Consider the following 19128-nt stretch of genomic DNA (forward strand, 5'->3'; position numbering starts at 1 on the left):
CTAACCCCTTCATAACTATTAACTTTTGGATGCAGCGCTAGCTGTATCTTAGTTAAGACGCTCTTTAATACGAGCAGACTTACCAGTACGCTCACGCAGATAGTACAGTTTCGCTTGACGAACGGCACCACGACGTTTCACAGTAATGCTGTCGATTACTGGGGAGTGAGTTTGGAATACACGCTCAACACCTTCGCCGTTGGAAATTTTACGAACGGTGAACGCAGAATGCAGACCGCGGTTACGAATAGCGATAACCACGCCCTCGAATGCCTGCAGACGCTTTTTAGAACCTTCAACAACCCATACCTTCACTTCCACGGAATCACCCGGACGGAATGCAGGTACGTCCTGCTTCATCTGCTCTTGTTCGATTTGCTTGATAATATTGCTCATAATAATTCTCTTACCCTAGGTAAACTGATATATCAGGAAGTTGGCACGCAGCACAACACTCCTTTCATAGTTCTGTTGCTTCAGGGCTTGTGTTCCCGTTGGAACTCAGCCAGCAACACCATTTGCTCGTCAGTCAGAGCTAGGCTTTCTAGAAGTTCAGGTCTTCTAAGCCAGGTACGGCCCAGCGACTGCTTTAAGCGCCAGCGACGAATCTCGGCATGGTTGCCCGACAGTAATACTGGCGGAACTTCCATCCCTTCTAACACCTCAGGACGAGTGTAGTGTGGGCAATCCAGCAATCCATCAACAAAGGAATCTTCCTCTGCTGAAGCCTGATGACCTAGCACTCCCGGGATAAAGCGGGATACTGAATCTATCAGAGCCATTGCCGGCAGCTCTCCACCGCTGAGAACGTAATCACCAATTGACCATTCTTCATCAATTTCGGTTTTCAGTACGCGCTCATCAACACCTTCGTACCGACCACATACCAGAATCATCTTCTGATTGGTAGCCAGTTCGCAAACACCCTGTTGGTCCAGTTTGCGCCCTTGAGGTGACAGATAAATCACCTTTGCTCCCTCGCCTGCCGCTGCTTTTGCTGCATGAATGGCTTCCCTTAGCGGTTGCACCATCATCAGCATTCCCGGGCCACCGCCGTATGGGCGGTCATCCACGGTACGATGCCGATCGTAGGTAAAGTCACGAGGACTCCAACACTGCACGCTCAGCAGGCCATTTTTTACTGCCCGGCCAGTTACCCCGTAATCGGTTATTGCGCGGAACATCTCGGGAAACAGGCTAATAACACCGATCCACATCGTTTTGTTCCACTCACTTTTGCCGTTTAATTCGGAGGTCAAAAACCAGGATCCCAATCTACCTCAACACGTTGAGCAGTGAGATCGACTTTCTTGATAACCTGCCCATGAAGAAACGGGACCAACCGCTCCTTCATACCGAATGCATCTTTCAGGTTTGCCTTCACTACCATCACATCGTTAGAACCGGTTTCCATCATATCGATGATTTTACCCAGTTCGTAACCCGTGGTTGTTACTACCTGACAGCCCATAAGGTCTTTCCAGTAGTAATCATCCTCTTCTAGTGCGGGTAGTTGCTTGGAATCTACGATAATTTCGCAATTAGTCAGTAAATTCGCGGCATCCCGATCGTCAACACCTTTAACTTTGATGATCAGATCTTGACTGTGGCGCTTCCAGTCTTCCAACTCGACATGCTGCCACTTACCGGCCTGCTGGATAAACCACGGCTGGTAATCAAAAATGCTTTCGGCGTTTTCGGTGGATGAAAATACTCTGAGCCAACCGCGAATGCCGTAAGTTGAACCCATTTTACCGAGTACAATCGGCTGATCGGGAACCACTGGATTGAGTTGCTTGCTCATAATAACCACCACCGCGACAGATTAAGCTGCTTTCTTAGCGTCTTTGATCAGCGCAGATACGCGATCAGAAACTGTTGCACCCAGGCCAACCCAATGTTCGATACGGTCCAGGTCCAAACGCAGAGCTTCAGCCTGACCAGCTGCGATCGGGTTAAAGAAGCCTACACGTTCGATAAAACGACCGTCACGAGCATTACGGCTGTCGGTCACTACTACTTGATAGAACGGACGCTTTTTAGCGCCGCCACGAGCCAAACGAATTGTTACCATAACATCCTCTTTAGTTAATAAAACAACTGGACCCCATCGGGGAACGGGGTCCAGTTGCAATATAAAAAGCCCGAAAATTTTACTCATTTTGGCGCAAAAAGCAATCTAAAGCGTAGATTCCTGTGCGCTAGTTTTGGAATGAGTACAGTTTTCTTCGTTTACCGCCGTTTTCAGCGGGAAATCATTACTCATCTCACACGGTTAACACCACTGCGTGAAATATACCCTTCGTACTTGAAACCACAGGGTTGTTGGCTGCGCGCACTAACCCGAATCATTTACTTGAGTAAGTTCATCGTGATTAGTTTACTGGCCGCCTACCTGAAACCCCAATCACTTTGGGTATGACGTTTAGCGGCCTGGGAAACCCGGTGGCATCATACCCTTCATGCCACGCATCATTTTAGCCAAGCCACCATTCTTCATTTTCTTCATCATGCGCTGCATTTCATCAAACTGCTTAAGTAAGCGGTTAACATCCTGTACCTGCACGCCAGAACCAGTAGCAATACGGCGCTTACGCGAGCCTTTGATGATCTCTGGTTTAGCGCGTTCTTTCAGCGTCATCGAATTGATGATGGCCTCCATACGTACCGTCACCTTATCGTCCATCTGCGATTTCACGTTTTCTGGCAACTGACCGGCACCCGGCATTTTACTCAACATGCTGGCCATACCGCCCATATTGCGCATTTGCTTCAACTGATCAAGGAAGTCGTTGAGATCGAAACCATCACCTTTTTTCAGCTTGGTGGCTAGTTTCTCCGCCTGTGCACGGTCAACTTTGCTTTCGATATCTTCAATCAGCGACAGCACGTCGCCCATCCCCAGAATGCGTGAAGCCACGCGATCCGGGTGGAATGGTTCCAGTGCGTCGGACTTTTCACCCACGCCCAAGAATTTAATCGGCTTGCCGGTAATATGGCGGATAGACAGAGCCGCACCACCACGAGCATCACCATCAACTTTGGTCAGCACCACACCCGTGAGCGGCAACGCTTCGTTGAATGCTTTCGCCGTGTTTGCAGCATCCTGACCGGTCATTGCATCGACGACAAACAAGGTTTCAACCGGATTAATCGCGGCATGAATCTGTTTGATCTCGTCCATCATCGCTTCATCGACGTGCAAGCGACCGGCGGTATCGACAATCAGAACATCATAAAACTTAAGTTTTGCCTGTTGCAGGGCACGATTAACAATATCAATCGGCTTTTCTTGTACATCAGACGGGAAGAAATCAATATCAACACCCTGTGCCAGCGTCTCCAACTGTTTGATCGCCGCAGGGCGATACACGTCGGCAGACACAACCAGCACTTTTTTCTTCTGTTTCTCTTTAAGGAACTTACCCAGTTTGGCCACACTGGTGGTTTTACCCGCCCCTTGCAGACCGGCCATTAACACCACTGCTGGCGGTTGAGCTGCCAGATTCAGTTCGTTATTGACCTCACCCATGGCGGTGATAAGTTCATTTTTAACTATTTTGACGAATTCTTGGCCTGGTGTGAGGCTTTTATTCACCTCATGCCCGACAGCACGCTCTTTTACCCGGTTGATAAAGTCACGAACCACCGGCAGGGCTACGTCAGCTTCCAGTAACGCCATGCGCACTTCACGCAGCGTTTCTTTAATATTTTCTTCTGTCAGCCGGCCACGGCCGCTGATATTGCGCAGTGTGCGCGACAATCGATCAGTTAAGTTCTCAAACATTGTCTCATACTCAACGTGGAAACAGGCCGCTCTGGCGACACAATGGGGGGATTATAACACGAAGCTTAAACGATCTCTGCTCTCACGTCGGAGAACGGTTGGAGAGGAACGCGCTCAACGCTATACTGGCTATCTAATTCACTTAGCCGATGCTCATATACCGCTATGCCCGTGTTCTCCATTTTGGCTTTGATCGCTTATTTGCTCAGCCTGGGCCTGATTGTCCCAAGCTTGGTGCAGAAAAATAGTGCTTACCGGCGGTTAGCGCTGGTTTCTGCCGTCGTGGCTCTAGTGTGCCATGCTATTGCTCTGAAGCATCAGATTTTTGATGTCGGTGGGGGCCAAAACCTCACTTTATTGAATATTGGCTCCATCGTGGGGTTGATGATCTGCACTATCATGACTATCGTCGCCTCACGGGGGCGCGGTTGGTTCTTGCTGCCGATTGTCTATAGCTTCGCCATGATCAACCTGGCCCTTGCCAGTTTGCTACCGGGCGAGTTTATTACTCATCTGGAAACCAGCCCCACCATATTCGTTCACATTGGGTTGGCGCTTTTTGCTTACGCGACACTTATTATCGCAGCGTTATATGCATTACAACTGGCTTGGCTCGATTATCAGTTAAAGAATAAAAAACTGACATTTAATGCAGACATGCCACCATTAATGAGTATTGAGCGTAAAATGTTCCATATCACCCAAATTGGGGTGGTATTACTGACACTGACGCTGTGTACTGGTTTACTTTATATGGACAACATATTTAGTAAAGAAAACGTCCATAAAGCGGTGTTATCGATCATGGCCTGGTTTGTCTATATTGTTCTATTATGGGGCCATTACCATGAAGGCTGGCGTGGGCGTAGAGTGATTTGGTTCAGCTTCGCTGGTGCATTTCTACTTACTCTGGCCTATTTTGGCAGCCGCTTGGTGCAGGAAATTATAGTTCCTTAATCATCCTCTCCATCATCAGCGTATGGATCAGTTGAACTGACAGAGCCACCATCGCCATTAAGGAATACAGTGTTGGATCACGTATCAACTAGCACGCTGATCATTATTCTGGTCATTATGGTCGTGGTCTCGGCTTATTTTTCTGCCTCCGAAACCGGTATGATGACCCTTAACCGCTATCGTTTGCGCCATTTATCCAAACAGGGTAATCGCGCCGCACGGCGAGTTGAGAAACTACTAAGACGTCCCGACCGCCTGATAAGTCTGGTGTTAATCGGCAACAACCTGGTTAATATTTTGGCATCCGCCTTGGCAACTATTGTTGGTATCCGCTTATACGGGAATGCCGGAGTCGCAATAGCAACCGGAGTGCTGACTTTTGTGGTGCTGATTTTTGCTGAGGTGATGCCGAAAACTATCGCGGCACTTTATCCTGAACGTGTCGCCTTCCCCAGCAGTTTCTTACTGGTTCCCCTACAGAAAATTATGCTGCCACTGGTATGGTTGTTAAATACCATTACGCGCGCGCTGATGCGTCTGTGTGGCATTAGAGGGAATGTTCACAGAAGCGATGCCGTCAGCAAAGATGAATTGCGCAGTATTGTGAATGAATCCCACTCACAAATATCCCGCCGTAATCAAGATATGTTGATATCGGTACTGGACTTGGAAAAAGTTACCGTTAGCGACATCATGGTGCCACGCAATGAAGTGGTCGGTATTGACATCAATGATGACTGGAAGTCAATCATGCGCCAGTTAACCCACTCACCACATGGGCGCATCGTGTTGTATCGCCAGTCATTGGACGATGCCATCGGCATGTTACGTGTGCGGGAAGCCTATCGATTGATGACGGAGAAAAAAGAGTTCAATAAAGAGAATTTGCTGCGCGCAGCTGATGAAATTTACTTTATTCCAGAAGGCACACCACTGAATGTGCAACTGGTGAAATTCCAGAGAAATAAAGAGAAAGTCGGCATGATTGTCGATGAATATGGTGATATTCAAGGGTTGGTGACAGTTGAAGATATTTTGGAAGAGATCGTTGGCGACTTTACCACGTCAATGTCCCCAACACTGGCAGAAGAGGTCAATCCGCAAAGCGATGGTTCAGTACTCATTGATGGTAGCGCCAGCGTTCGCGAACTGAACAAAGCATTCAACTGGTCACTTCCGATCGATGCCCGTACCATCAATGGCATGCTGCTGGAAGAGCTACAAGAGATCCCACAGGTAGGTGCTCAGGTCCGTATCGGCAATTACCTAATTGATGTTCTGGATGTACAAGAGAACATGATTAAACAGGTGCGAGTCGCCCCCATAGTGTCTCAAGGCAGCTCCGCATAACTGCGTAACCAATACGGCTAGCGAACATAAAAAAGACGCCTTATCAGCGTCTTTTTTGCATTAGCCTATCGAAAACTAAATATGTAATTCAGATAGTTTTTCTTTCGGCAGCGCCAGTTCTTCGTTGTGATTGATACGTACATCACGATCAAGGATACCTTTGGCAATCGCCTGAGCCTCCTCCAGTGAGTGCATATGATAAGTACCGCACTGATACTCATTCAGTTCAGGAATTTTCCGTTGGTCGGTTACCTTCAACACATCCGCCATTGCCGCTTTCCAGGCATTAGCAACACGTTGCTCATCCGGCGTACCAATCAGGCTCATATAGAAACCGGTACGGCATCCCATTGGCGAGATATCGATAATCTCAACACCGTTGCCATTGAGGTGGTTACGCATAAAACCGGCAAATAGATGCTCCAGTGTATGAATCCCGCGTTCCGGCATCACTTCTTTATTTGGCACACAGAAGCGCAAATCAAATACAGTTATCTCGTCGCCATGAGGGGTTTTCATCGTCTTAGCAACACGCACAGCCGGTGCTTTCATAATGGTATGGTCTACGGTAAAGCTATCCAATAATGGCATTTAGTCACCTCCTCATAAAAAAATAATTTTTTATCTGATCTTTTTTCGCAATCCGTGAAACTTTTTCGAATCCTGTGCGTCTTAATATGTGAAAGACGCGCATTTGTTATCATCATCCCTGTTATCAGAGATGTTAATTTGGCCACAGCAATGTGGCCTTTTCTTTTTATTGGCCGCCATGAAGCAGCAAATATTCTTCAAAGCTTAGTTGATCTTTGAGTTCCAGATCACGCTGGCGCTGCCATGAAGCATCTCGCTCTGCGCTTAATTGCTCTTCTGTCAGTAATTCCAATGGTTCATTTTGCAGCATCTCCTTGTATCGCTCCGCGAGTTCAAGGCCAATACCACCAATACCACCTTCTTTCATCGCTTGCAAAATACGCGCGGAGAATGTCAGGCTTGGATCATCAAAATACGCCACAAGCTCATCACAAACTTGTTGATATTCAGTACTGTCTTTGCCATCCAGCACTTCTGCAACACGGCGCAGGTCTGCAAACAGATCTTTTCCGACCTTTTCCAGCGGTTCACGGGTATCGTTGCATCCCCTGCCAATCGTCTGCCCCGGCTTACGCCCTTCTAAAATAACCCGATTCCAGTTCTTACGGGTACACAGTAGTTCATCACTGCTCATTTCAGGCGCATCGGCCAATACACACCAAATCAGGAATAGATCGAGGAACCGTGCCTGTACTGCATCAACGCCAATCGGTGAGAATGGGTTAATGTCCAGAGAGCGCACTTCGATATATTCAATGCCGCCACGTAGCAAAGCATCTGACGGTGATTCGCCAGCCCGGGTAACCCGTTTTGGCCGAATAGGGGCATACAATTCATTTTCAATCTGCAATACATTGGTATTCAATTGCAGATGACGGTCACCGTCTTTTAGCCCCAGTGCTGCGTACTCTTCTGATGGCGTTTGGATCGCACGTTTCAGCCCAGCAACATAGGTGTGCAGGTCATTAAACGTGATACCCAAATTGCTTTGTGATTTATTGGTATAACCCAAATCACTCAGACGTAAAGAGGTGGCATAGGGCAAATAACACATCCCCTTATCATTACGCTCGAAGGGTAATGCCGTCTCGCGCCCTTGCAGGAACGATGAGCAAATCGCCGGTGAAGCACCAAACAGATATGGAATAACCCAACCAAAACGGTAGTAGTTGCGAATCAGTCGGAAATAGCCCGCTGAGATCTCTTCCTTACCGCTTTTTTCATCGGTGACACCTGCCCATGCCTGCCAAAACTCCAGCGGCAAAGAGAAGTTATAGTGCACTCCAGAGATAGTTTGCATCAACGCACCGTAACGGTTTTTTAAACCTTCACGGTAAAGTGTTTTGAAACGGCCAATATTAGAAGAACCATACTTAGCCAATTCAATATCCTGCTCAGCCTCAATAAAGCAAGGCATACTGAGCGGCCACATACGTTCATCACCCAGTTTACGTGCCGTATAACGGTGGATATCACGTAAAAAAGTCAGCAAATGGTCAATATCACCATCGACTGGAGTAATGAATTCCAACAATGCCTCAGCAAAATCAGTGGTAATCCATTGATGTGTCAGGGCTGCACCCAATGACTCTGGATGACCCGTCGAGGCTAATTGGCCATCGGCAGTCACTCTCAATGTTTCCCGCTCGATACCGCGACGGATCCCTTTCAGGGCTTTAGGGTGCGCTTCCAGCCAAGTTAGCGCGTGTGATACATCCGGGATCAAATCGACCTCCCGCTCTTGAAAACCATAACTCGCCAGCATACTGAAACTGCATCGAAGTGACTATGTAAGTTTGTCACATTCTTTACTGCCACCAGGCGATTCCTTGCAACGTAATTACCGTTAATACGATATAACGTAATGCTTTTCCCAAACACAGAAAAAAAGCCACAAGACCCCAGGGCATTCGCAACCAGCCTGCCAACACACACATCAAATCGCCCACTATCGGTAGCCAGCTCAATAACAAAGCCGCTGGGCCAAAACGTTGGAGCCAGCCTAATGCTGTACTCATCCCCCGCTGTGGCTTTAGCTCCGGTAATAAACGTCCTATAACAACATTTGTTAGCCCCCCAAGGGTATTTCCGACAGTGGCAGATAACACCAGCATCATTGCCGGCGCACTACCTGCCGTTAATAGAGTGACTAACAGAATTTCAGAATTTCCGGGTAAGAGCGTCGCACTGAGGAAGCTACTCCCGAATAAAGAAGCAATAGCTAGCGTACTACTCACAACAGGCGCACATCAACTATTGCCATATTGGCCCTTTTAGCCGCTTCAACACCAAAGTCAGCATCTTCGAAGACGACACATTTATCTGGCTGCACGCCGAGTAACTGCGCACAGCGTAAAAATGTCTCAGGCTCTGGTTTATGTTTGGTGACATCATCAGCACCGACAACGGCCGCGAAATAACCGCGCAGACCCAGATGACACAAGAGCATCTCTGCCATAGCATGCTCGCTTCCTGTCCCTACAGCCATAGGTATACGCCCATGATAGGCTTTAACCACGTCTATGAGCGGTAGAGGCTTCACATTATCCAACAGCATCGTCTTCACTAATGCTGTTTTCTCAGTGGCCAATAAATGAGGATCCAAATCAGATTGATGATTAGCGATGATTGCCTGGGCAATTCGCCAAGTCGGTGCGCCATTCAAAGCCACCATCGCTTGATCATCGAAATGCATACCATAAGGCGTTAGCACCTGACGCCAGGCCTGACGATGTGTGGACTCAGTGTCCAGAATGGTGCCATCCATATCAAAAATCAGGCCTTCGTAGCGATCGTACATCGTGGCCCCGCGCCTAGGAATAAATGAAAAGCTACTTTATCGCAAACTAACTAAATTGTCGCTTACTGTATAATTGCATGAATTTACTTGATAAATAATAAATTCAGCTTAATAAAGTTGCTATTTGATATAGAAGAAACCAATGAGTTGAAGCGTTGATTACGAGATAAGAGAATTCAGGTATTTCGTTTTGCTGGGCTATAGGGAACATGAAGCAAAAACTAAAAAGCAGAAAACCCCGCCGTAGCGAGGTTTCTTAATATGGTGCACCCAGGAAGATGACTCGGCTTACGCCTCGCCCTCCGGGCCGTTGCTAAAGCAACGTTGTCTCGCTGCGCTCGGCTCGAACTTCCAACCGCTCGGTTCTACGAATTATCTGCTGCTAAAAAGCAGAAAACCCCGCCGTAGCGAGGTTTCTTAATATGGTGCACCCAGGAAGATTCGAACTTCCGACCGCTCGGTTCGTAGCCGAGTACTCTATCCAGCTGAGCTATGGGTGCGATTTTTATTTCTAATTTTACGGAGGCGTTTCAGCAAGTGAAACTTAACAACAAGATGTATGACCTAGAAGATGGTGCACCCAGGAAGATTCGAACTTCCGACCGCTCGGTTCGTAGCCGAGTACTCTATCCAGCTGAGCTATGGGTGCAATTAATTCTTTGACACTACCTGATGTTCATTTGACTATTTCACCATACTGCAAAATATGGTGCACCCAGGAAGATTCGAACTTCCGACCGCTCGGTTCGTAGCCGAGTACTCTATCCAGCTGAGCTATGGGTGCATAGTAAATGGCGGTGAGGGAGGGATTCGAACCCTCGATACAGCTTTTGACCGTATACTCCCTTAGCAGGGGAGCGCCTTCAGCCTCTCGGCCACCTCACCATACGCTTCTTTCGAATTGTGCCTGACTTGCTTTTGAAGAAGCTCATCGGCACTGCGTGGCGCACATATTACTTTCCCGCACTTATAAGTCAAACAATTTTTCCCAACTCACGTTCATTTGCACAATTCACACACAACATGACCAGTTTGACGTCAAAAAGAGTGTTTTATCAACAGGCAAGATAGTGTTTATTGCGGCGTAATTCGATAGAGGAAAAAATAAAACTCTCACCAGCGGCCAATTAAAGAGATTGAAAATAGAAAATTATTACAGGGAGAAGAAGGTTAAAAGGAGATAAAACAGCAGAACTGAGGAGAATAGACAGCAGTAGCGTCTCGTATAACACGAGACGCTGCTTCAAAATCAGTAAGTCGTCGGTTGAGACTTTTCTGCTTGGATGCGCTGGTAGATCTCTTCACGGTGAACAGAAACCTCTTTCGGAGCATTTACACCAATTCGAACTTGGTTGCCTTTAACCCCTAATACAGTAACCGTAACCTCATCGCCAATCATGAGTGTTTCACCAACTCGACGAGTCAGAATAAGCATTCTTTGCTCCTTGAAAAATTAAAAGAGTCGGGTCTCTCAGTTTCCCCGCCATTATCCATCATACACCGTGAAAACGTAAGCCATCACATTCACATAAAATGTAAGTAGCTTGGTCGAGTCTCTAACTAATACAAGTTTAGCTGAAGCAAACAACTTTGCGTTTAACTTTGTTTTCGAACTATGACATGAAAATTGAAAAACGCCATACCCAGCATAGAGATATGGCGTATTGATTTAATAGGTCATTACTTGCTTATAACCGGGAAGCTACCCAAGCGTCTACGCTTGCCAATGCCGCTGGCAATGCCAGAACATCAGTACCACCCGCTTGTGCCATATCAGGCCGTCCACCGCCTTTACCGCCCACTTGCAGGGCAATATCTGCGATTAACTCACCTGCTTTTACTTTTCCGGTAAGATCTTTGGTTACACCAACAATCAGGCTGACCTTATCATCCGCTGTTGTTGCCAGCACAATAATGGCCGACCCCAGTTGATTTTTAAGATCATCAACCATGGTACGCAGCATTTTTGGTTCAACATTGTCTAACTGACTAACGAGTAACTTCACACCGTTAACCAATTTCGCACTTGATGACAATGACGCACTTTCTTGAGCGGCTTGTTGATCTTTCAGTTGCTGGAGTTCACGTTCCAGCAGTTTACTGCGATCTAACACGGCACGGACTTTATCTGCCAAATTATGGGTATCACCCTTCACCAGATGAGCAACATCCGCCAGCAGGTCAGTTTGCTGGTGTAGCAGTGCAATAGCCCCCTCTCCAGTGACTGCCTCGATACGGCGGATACCTGCCGCCGTACCTGATTCAGACAGGATGCGGAACAAGCCAATATCACCAGTGCGGCTGGCGTGAATACCGCCACACAGCTCAGTTGAGAAATCGCCCATGGTTAATACTCGTACCTGGTCGTCATACTTCTCACCAAACAGGGCCATCGCCCCTTTTTCTTTGGCCGCATCCAGTTCCATCACTTCTGTCTGGACTGGCAAGTTACGGCGAATCTGCTCGTTGACCAGATCTTCTACCTGACGAATTTGTTCTGGCTTCATCGCTTCAAAATGAGAGAAGTCAAAACGCAAATACTTGTCGTTAACTAACGAGCCTTTCTGAGCTACGTGCTCACCCAGCGTTTTACGCAATGCCGCATGCAGTAAATGGGTTGCGGAGTGGTTCAACCGAATGCGATTACGACGTGCGACGTCAACCTGAGCATCAATACTGTGGTTAACTCGCAGAGTACCTTGAGTCAATTGCCCCAAGTGACCGATAGCCTGACCGTATTTCTGAGTGTCCGCTACCACGAAGGTGGCGGTAGCATTTTTAAGTTCGCCTTTGTCACCAACCTGACCACCAGACTCACCATAAAATGGTGTTTGATTCAAGACAACAACTGCCTCTTCACCGGCATTAATTTCATCAACGGCTACCCCGTTGCGGAACAATGCGGTAACGGTAGCTTGTTGATGAACATGGTCATAACCCGAGAACTGGCTCGCGCTATCAACACGGATCATACTATTATAATCTGCACCAAAACCACTGGATTCGCGGGCACGACGACGCTGAGCTTCCATCGCTTGTTCAAAACCAGCTTCATCCACTTTCAGATTACGCTCACGACAAACATCAGCAGTTAAATCAACCGGGAAGCCGTAAGTATCATATAAGCGGAAAGCCGTCTCACCGTCGAGGGTGTCACCGGTCAATTTACTGAGCTCTTCATCCAGCAGGGCTAAGCCACGCTCTAAGGTGCGCGCAAACTGCTCTTCTTCAGTTTTCAGAACTTGTTCAACCATCGCCTGCTGTTGTTTCAATTCAGCAGCAGCAGATCCCATCACGGCAATCAACGGAGCAACTAATTTGTAGAAGAAAGTCTCTTTAGCCCCCAACATGTTGCCATGGCGAATAGCGCGGCGAATAATACGACGCAAAACATAACCACGGTTTTCATTTGACGGGATAACCCCATCAGAAATCAGGAAGGCACAAGATCGAATATGGTCAGCGATGACACGCAGCGACTTGCTGGAAAGATCGGTTGCACCAGTGGCTTGCGCCACCGCTTTAATCAAATCGCGGAACAGGTCAATCTCATAGTTAGAATTAACGTGTTGTAATACCGCAGCAATACGCTCAAGCCCCATACCGGTATCAACCGAGGGCTTAGGCAATGGCAGCATAGTGCCATCTGACTGGCGGTTAAACTGCATGAAGACGAGATTCCAGATCTCAATATAGCGATCGCCATCTTCTTCTGCCGACCCAGGAGGTCCGCCCCAGATATGGTCACCATGATCAAAGAAAATCTCTGTGCATGGACCACATGGACCGGTATCACCCATTTGCCAGAAGTTATCTGACGCAAAAGCACCACCTTTGTTATCACCGATACGAATGATACGTTCACGAGGAACACTAACGTCGTTAGCCCAGATTTCATAGGCTTCATCATCGGTTTCGTAGACGGTTACCCAAAGTTTTTCTTTTGGTAAGTTAAACCACTGTTCGCTGGTCAATAATTCCCAAGCGAAACTGATAGCATCATGTTTGAAATAATCACCAAAGCTGAAGTTACCCAACATTTCGAAAAATGTGTGATGACGCGCGGTATAACCTACGTTTTCCAGATCGTTATGCTTACCACCTGCACGCACACAACGTTGAGAGGTCGTTGCACGAGAATAGGCCCGTTTATCCAAACCTAAGAAAACGTCCTTGAACTGGTTCATCCCCGCATTGGTAAACAACAGCGTCGGGTCATTATTGGGAACCAAAGAGCTGCTTGATACAACCTGGTGTCCCTTGCTATGGAAGAAATCGAGAAACGCTTGACGAATCTCAGCGGTGCTCTTGCTCATAATTGCCCCGGAAACAAGCTAAAAGAATGGCCCGCAAGCATATTGCGCATCAATTATTGATAACGCAGTGAGTAAGCTCACGAACAAAAAGTGGGAATAAGATAAATTTTCTTCGAGGGGAAGTAAAATCCCGCGTGCATTCATTCGACAAAATCATTGTAAATCGACTGAATTTCTTCTTGGAAGAAGCCACGATAGAGGAGATAACGCTGAACTTTCGCCTTTTCTTTCCACTCAAGAGGTAAAGTTTCACTAAATTTACGCTGTGCGACTTCTTTTGCGAGCAGACACCAGTCGATTTCACTGATTTCAAAAGCAGCTTGAATTAGTTCTTTATCGACCCCTTTTTGCATCAATTCCGAACGGATGCGCTGTGCCCCATATCCTTTCCGACTACGGCTATTAATATAACTGGTGGCAAAGCGGGAATCGTCTAACCAATCGTGTTGATAGCAATAAGCAATAACTTGTTCGATAGCTTGAGGATCAATATCTTCGACAGGTTTGCTATTTTCACCGCTGGTGCGCCTACCCCAATTCCCTTTTGCCGAAAAAGGCTGGGCTGCAAGCTTACGGCGCAACTCCGATTCACTATGATCACGCTGAGAGAGTAATCTCATGGCACGGCTTAACAGGTCATTCATATACCCTTCTTACTTGAGGTTACTGCTGTGTTAGCGGCTCTCACTCGCCCGAATTACTGACAAGGGTCAGTTCATCGGAACTCATTCGTTGGCTACCTTGCTGTAATCAAATTATTTTGGGTAACAGCCTTCTCTCTCGGCGTTGCAGGTAGGTACGGGCTCTGATTATTTTGGATATGAGCAGGAGTGGAGAGCTGAATACGAATTGCTATTTACTTACTCAAGCGGCCCAATTAATGGGCCGCTTGTTAACTACTTAATCTGCTGATACTAACGCGCTGTTTTAACCTTATTAATTAAAACTCTTCGCTAGTTTCATCAGTCTCATCGGCAAATGCTGCTGTTGCTACAGGTTGTTCGCCGTTCCCACCGTTAAGTAGCATTTCACGCAGTTTTTTATCCAACTCTGCCGCAACCGCTGGGTTTTCTTTTAAATAGTTGCTGGCATTCGCTTTACCTTGACCAATTTTGTCGCCGTTGTAGCTATACCATGCACCTGCTTTCTCAATCAGTTTGTGTTTAACACCCAAATCAACGAGTTCGCCGTTAATATTGATGCCTTCACCGTACAGAATCTGGAATTCAGCTTGTTTAAATGGCGCTGCAATTTTGTTTTTCACAACTTTAACGCGAGTTTCGCTACCAACAACTACATCGCCTTCTTTTACTGCGCCAATACGGCGAATATCCAAACGTACAGACGCGTAAAATTTAAGTGCGTTACCACCGGTGGTAGTTTCAGGGTTACCAAACATAACGCCGATCTTCATACGAATCTGGTTAATGAAGATCAGTAAGGTATTCGCATTCTTCAAGTTACCCGCCAGCTTACGCATAGCCTGGCTCATCATACGTGCCGCAAGGCCCATGTGAGAGTCACCGATTTCGCCTTCAATCTCGGCTTTAGGCGTCAATGCAGCAACCGAGTCAACGATGATAACGTCAACAGCACCAGAACGAGTCAATGCATCACAGATTTCCAATGCTTGCTCGCCAGTATCTGGCTGAGAACAAAGCAGGTTATCAATATCTACACCTAATTTTTTGGCATAAATTGGGTCAAGAGCATGCTCAGCATCGATAAATGCACAAGTCTTGCCTTCACGCTGTGCGGAAGCAATAACCTGTAACGTTAGCGTTGTTTTACCTGATGACTCAGGACCATAAATCTCAACAATACGCCCCATTGGCAAGCCACCGGCTCCCAATGCGATATCAAGAGAAAGGGAACCGGTAGAGATGGTTTCAACATCCATTGAGCGGTCTTCGCCAAGGCGCATAATAGAGCCTTTACCGAATTGTTTTTCAATTTGGCCCAGTGCTGCTGCTAACGCCTTTTGTTTATTCTCATCAATAGCCATTTTTACTCCCTCTCTGGTATGCAGGGGTTACCCCTACCATTACCACTGAATGTTGTTTTATGCAGGAAATTACCGCTAATTATACTGTACAATCATACAGTATCAAGCCTATTTTTACAGAAAATCATCGAATAGTGTTTGTAGCGCGAAAACAGCCGCTTGCAGCCTTACTGCATCGCGATCACCGGGGAAAATCTGTTTGCATGCCAAAATCTGCCCTTCACGTGCCGCGAAAGCAAACCATACCGTACCAACCGGTTTATCCGCACTGCCACCATCAGGCCCGGCAATGCCACTAATAGATACCGCGAAGTCAGCATTCGCTTCTCTCAATGCTCCGAGCGCCATCTCTCGTACTACGGCTTCACTCACAGCACCATAATTTGCTAACGTGATTTCGTCCACACCGAGCAAATCGTGTTTGGCTGCATTACTGTATGTCACGAAACCACGGTCAAAGTACGCTGAACTCCCCGCAATATCAGTTAATGCTTTGGCCACCCAACCCCCTGTACAGGACTCAGCACAGGTCACCCAGGCACCACGGGCCTTTAGCTTATTCCCGATTGCAATACTGAGCTGGCGTAATTGTTTCTCGCTCATTGTTGCCCCCTACTCTAATAAAATCTCCCGCCGCCGATAGTAGCACTTCTTTAGCCCGTAACGACAACCACTGTCAGTTATGCGAAACCTCTCGCAAGGAGGAATGAAAAAAAGCGCTTTCCCGTACAAAGCTTTACCTCACAGGCTTAGCTGTTAGTATCAAAAGGGCTGTTCGAATTTATCGGCAACGTAGGATGCGGCAAGTTGCATCAGGGGTACTGGATAGTTATCCGGGATGATGAACTAAGGACGAGATAGTGAAAAAAACGCTTAACGCCTTTTTCCCACTTTATAGTGCAACCGTTTTGATGTTGCTGGGTTCAGGCTTATTGACGACCTATATTTCGCTAAGGTTGACCGCCATCCATGTCTCAGGTGCATTAATTGGGGCAATTATTGCCGCAAATTATATTGGTCTGGTGATCGGTGGCAAGGTTGGCCATTTCCTGATTGCCCGCGTAGGCCATATTCGCGCTTATGTCGCCTGTGCCGGTATTATCACGGCAGCCGTGTTAAGCCATGGACTTACTGAATACATCCCCGCATGGGTAGTTCTGCGCTTGATTATTGGCCTCTGTATGATGTGTCAGTTTATGGTGCTGGAAAGTTGGCTCAATGATCAGGCAGCCTCTAATCAACGCGGTATCGTGTTTGGTGTTTATATGGCTGCAACCTATGCCGGTATGGCGTTAGGTCAGGTGGTATTAATGCTCCAACCTGAGTTGGGTCTGAGCACCCTGATGATTATTGCGCTATTTTTTGCCCTTTGCCTGGTGCCTGTAGCCCTAACAACGCGCAGTAATGCCCAACAAATGTCCCCAGCCCCTATGGAGCTGAAATTCTTTATCAGTTCAATTCCCAAAATACTGGCATCAACTTTGGTAATTGGCATGATTGTCGGCTCCTTCTATGGTCTGGCACCGGTCTATGCCAGCCTGCAATCGCTATCAACGCAGGAGACCGGCCTGTTTATGGCATTATCTATCTTTGCCGGTTTAGTGGCCCAACTTCCTCTCAGTTGGTTGTCCGATCGCTATAACCGCACGCTACTGATCCGTATTAACGCATTATTACTGGCATTAACTGCACTGCCGCTGGCCCTGGTGCCCCATATCTCGTTCCATTTTTTACTGGGTCTGGGGTTTGTCGTCAGCATGTTGCAGTTCACCCTCTACCCACTGGTGGTCGCTCTGGCTAATGACCTGATTGCACCAGAGCGGCGAGTTTCACTGGCGGCATGCTTACTGATGTCATTTGGCGTTGGCGCCAGTATTGGGCCGCTCGCTGTAGGTGCCCTGATTCAGCCATTGGGTGGCAATATTCTATATGCATTCTTCGTACTGTGTGGTGTGAGCCTGATAACACTGAGCAGAACGGTGAAACAAGATCAGGACGAATTCGTTAACGATGCCCCGGTTCCACACATGGCAATACCGGACAGCCTGGTCAGTTCCCCACTGTCACCAGCGCTGAACCCTAGCTTTGACGAGCAAATGATCCACGATGTTATGCCGCCTCCTGACCAACAAGAAGAAGTAGAAAAAACAGAGGAATCGTCTGCAACAGACACACCTAACGCCCCGTAACTCGGGGTCATAGGGGTATCAGTTTGTTTGTACAGCCTCTCTGACGTTAAAATTCGGTACAGCTTGTTATTTATTCAGCTTTGAATAAAAATACCAGCATCAGATAATTAGCGGGACGGAACCATGTCGAGACAAGATGAGCAACGGTTGCTGGTGAAAATAGCCACGCTGTATTACAGCGAAGGTATGAAGCAATCTGAAATTGCTGACAGCCTGCATTTATCTCAATCTTTTGTCTCCCGAGCGATCACCCGCTGCGTTAAAGAAGGAGTGGTGAAAATCAGCGTGATTCAGCCTGCCAATATGTTTATTGGTATCGAATCACGGATTCAAAAACACTATGGAATCGATCAGGCCATTGTGGTGGATATTGCTGATGACGCCAACCCAGTCCAAATAAAGCAAGCTATTGGTTCTGCTGCTGCCCATTACATGCAAACCAGTATTCGCCCAAACGATATGGTGGGGATCTCTTCGTGGAGTAGCACTATCCGGGCGATGGTTGATAATCTTCATCCGCTTAACATCAAAACCAGCGGGGTTATCCAATTACTGGGAGGGGTTGGCCCCAATGGTAATGTGCAAGCCACCTTGTTAACTCAAGCATTAGCCAATATTTTAAATTGTCCGGCTTACTTGCTGCCCGCTCAAAGTATTGAACGTTCGACAGAAGACCGCGCACGCTTGATATCCAGTGGTGAAGTTGCCGACGTAGTGAATAAATTTGCCGAAGTTGATCTGGCATTGGTGGGAATTGGTGATCTGGAGCCATCACAGCTATTGAGAAACTCCGGTAACTATTATCACGAAGAGATGCTCAAGTTACTGGCAGAGCGTGGGGCCGTGGGTGATTTATGTCTGCATTATTTTGATGCTGCTGGCGATGCGGTACTTAGCGATGAAGAAGATCCAGTGATTGGTATGTCGCTACCACAACTGCGTGCCTGCCCCCGAGTGGTAGCGCTGGCAGGAGGGGTAGGGAAAAGTGCTGCCATTCGTGGTGCACTGACGGGTAACTATGTTGATGTATTGATTACCGACAGGTTAACCGCCGAAACCTTACTTTAAAGCGACTGTGCTCGGTTAATAATCACCATAATGATTCACCGCGCCCTCCCTGGTGCGGCATTTGA

At 47.3% G+C, this 19128-nt stretch carries 18 protein-coding genes, 4 tRNA genes and 1 other RNA gene; 4 read left to right on the forward strand and 19 right to left on the reverse strand.

What is annotated here, in order from left to right:
• Positions 1–48: 48 nt before the first annotated feature.
• From rplS to ffh, 5 genes are all read right to left on the reverse strand, one after another.
• Positions 49–396: a 50S ribosomal protein L19 gene (gene rplS / locus V1953_RS16620; RefSeq protein WP_005182038.1), complete on the reverse strand. Its 348-nt coding sequence runs from the start codon at positions 394–396 to the stop codon at positions 49–51.
• Positions 397–476: 80 nt separating this feature from the next.
• Positions 477–1217: a tRNA (guanosine(37)-N1)-methyltransferase TrmD gene (trmD, locus tag V1953_RS16625; RefSeq protein ID WP_005182033.1), complete on the reverse strand. Its 741-nt coding sequence runs from the start codon at positions 1215–1217 to the stop codon at positions 477–479.
• A gap of 38 nt (positions 1218–1255) precedes the next feature.
• On the reverse strand, positions 1256–1804 hold the full coding sequence (rimM, locus tag V1953_RS16630) for a ribosome maturation factor RimM (protein WP_032905542.1): 549 nt from the start codon (positions 1802–1804) through the stop codon (positions 1256–1258).
• 21 nt (positions 1805–1825) lie between these two features.
• Entirely contained in the window at positions 1826–2074 is a 249-nt protein-coding gene (gene rpsP, locus V1953_RS16635; RefSeq protein ID WP_005182026.1) for a 30S ribosomal protein S16, read from the reverse strand.
• A 351-nt stretch (positions 2075–2425) separates the two neighbouring features.
• Positions 2426–3787, reverse strand: a complete 1362-nt coding sequence (gene ffh, locus V1953_RS16640; protein WP_083160233.1) for a signal recognition particle protein — start codon at positions 3785–3787, stop codon at positions 2426–2428.
• Positions 3788–3952: 165 nt separating this feature from the next.
• Here ffh and V1953_RS16645 point away from each other — a divergent pair, with 165 nt between their 5' ends.
• Positions 3953–4744, forward strand: coding sequence for a cytochrome C assembly family protein (locus V1953_RS16645; RefSeq protein ID WP_083160235.1), 792 nt, complete (start codon positions 3953–3955; stop codon positions 4742–4744).
• A 72-nt stretch (positions 4745–4816) separates the two neighbouring features.
• Entirely contained in the window at positions 4817–6094 is a 1278-nt protein-coding gene (locus V1953_RS16650) for an HlyC/CorC family transporter (protein WP_193784716.1), read from the forward strand.
• Between the two features lie 75 nt (positions 6095–6169).
• Here the strand turns inward: V1953_RS16650 and luxS are convergent, their stop codons facing one another.
• The 14 genes from luxS to pncC all read right to left on the reverse strand — a co-directional run bounded on the left by luxS (position 6170) and on the right by pncC (position 16409).
• Positions 6170–6685, reverse strand: a complete 516-nt coding sequence (gene luxS, locus V1953_RS16655) for an S-ribosylhomocysteine lyase (protein ID WP_083160240.1) — start codon at positions 6683–6685, stop codon at positions 6170–6172.
• 166 nt (positions 6686–6851) lie between these two features.
• Positions 6852–8450 carry a glutamate--cysteine ligase gene (gene gshA / locus V1953_RS16660; protein WP_193784717.1) on the reverse strand — a complete coding sequence of 533 codons (1599 nt, stop codon included), beginning with the start codon at positions 8448–8450 and terminating at the stop codon, positions 6852–6854.
• A 43-nt stretch (positions 8451–8493) separates the two neighbouring features.
• Complete coding sequence (locus V1953_RS16665) at positions 8494–8922, reverse strand: YqaA family protein (RefSeq protein ID WP_083160242.1); 429 nt, start codon at positions 8920–8922, stop codon at positions 8494–8496.
• The gene (yqaB, locus tag V1953_RS16670; RefSeq protein WP_083160244.1) at positions 8919–9485 is read right to left on the reverse strand and encodes a fructose-1-phosphate/6-phosphogluconate phosphatase; all 567 of its coding nucleotides are present in this window, start codon (positions 9483–9485) and stop codon (positions 8919–8921) included. Before yqaB ends, V1953_RS16665 begins: the two co-directional genes overlap by 4 nt.
• Before the next feature lie 262 nt (positions 9486–9747).
• A non-coding RNA gene (locus tag V1953_RS16675) (RtT sRNA) lies at positions 9748–9881 on the reverse strand.
• 27 nt (positions 9882–9908) lie between these two features.
• Positions 9909–9985, reverse strand: a tRNA-Arg gene (locus V1953_RS16680).
• Between the two features lie 72 nt (positions 9986–10057).
• Positions 10058–10134, reverse strand: a tRNA-Arg gene (locus V1953_RS16685).
• 58 nt (positions 10135–10192) lie between these two features.
• Positions 10193–10269, reverse strand: a tRNA-Arg gene (locus tag V1953_RS16690).
• An 8-nt stretch (positions 10270–10277) separates the two neighbouring features.
• Positions 10278–10370 (reverse strand) — tRNA-Ser (locus V1953_RS16695).
• A 364-nt stretch (positions 10371–10734) separates the two neighbouring features.
• Complete coding sequence (gene csrA, locus V1953_RS16700) at positions 10735–10920, reverse strand: carbon storage regulator CsrA (RefSeq protein ID WP_002209449.1); 186 nt, start codon at positions 10918–10920, stop codon at positions 10735–10737.
• Positions 10921–11173: 253 nt separating this feature from the next.
• The gene (alaS, locus tag V1953_RS16705) at positions 11174–13801 is read right to left on the reverse strand and encodes an alanine--tRNA ligase (protein ID WP_442851139.1); all 2628 of its coding nucleotides are present in this window, start codon (positions 13799–13801) and stop codon (positions 11174–11176) included.
• A 140-nt stretch (positions 13802–13941) separates the two neighbouring features.
• Complete coding sequence (gene recX / locus V1953_RS16710) at positions 13942–14445, reverse strand: recombination regulator RecX (protein ID WP_083160248.1); 504 nt, start codon at positions 14443–14445, stop codon at positions 13942–13944.
• A gap of 296 nt (positions 14446–14741) precedes the next feature.
• Positions 14742–15806 (reverse strand): recombinase RecA, encoded by a 1065-nt coding sequence (gene recA, locus V1953_RS16715; RefSeq protein WP_083160250.1) that lies wholly within the window; start codon positions 15804–15806, stop codon positions 14742–14744.
• 114 nt (positions 15807–15920) lie between these two features.
• Positions 15921–16409 (reverse strand): nicotinamide-nucleotide amidase, encoded by a 489-nt coding sequence (gene pncC / locus V1953_RS16720; protein WP_083160252.1) that lies wholly within the window; start codon positions 16407–16409, stop codon positions 15921–15923.
• A 257-nt stretch (positions 16410–16666) separates the two neighbouring features.
• Here pncC and V1953_RS16725 point away from each other — a divergent pair, with 257 nt between their 5' ends.
• Complete coding sequence (locus tag V1953_RS16725) at positions 16667–17995, forward strand: MFS transporter (RefSeq protein ID WP_083160254.1); 1329 nt, start codon at positions 16667–16669, stop codon at positions 17993–17995.
• 123 nt (positions 17996–18118) lie between these two features.
• Positions 18119–19063, forward strand: a complete 945-nt coding sequence (locus V1953_RS16730) for a sugar-binding transcriptional regulator (RefSeq protein WP_083160256.1) — start codon at positions 18119–18121, stop codon at positions 19061–19063.
• Positions 19064–19128 lie beyond the last annotated feature (65 nt).

Origin of the sequence: Yersinia sp. 2541 StPb PI (genome assembly GCF_052217145.1) — a bacterium.
Classification (GTDB): domain Bacteria; phylum Pseudomonadota; class Gammaproteobacteria; order Enterobacterales; family Enterobacteriaceae; genus Yersinia; species Yersinia enterocolitica_E.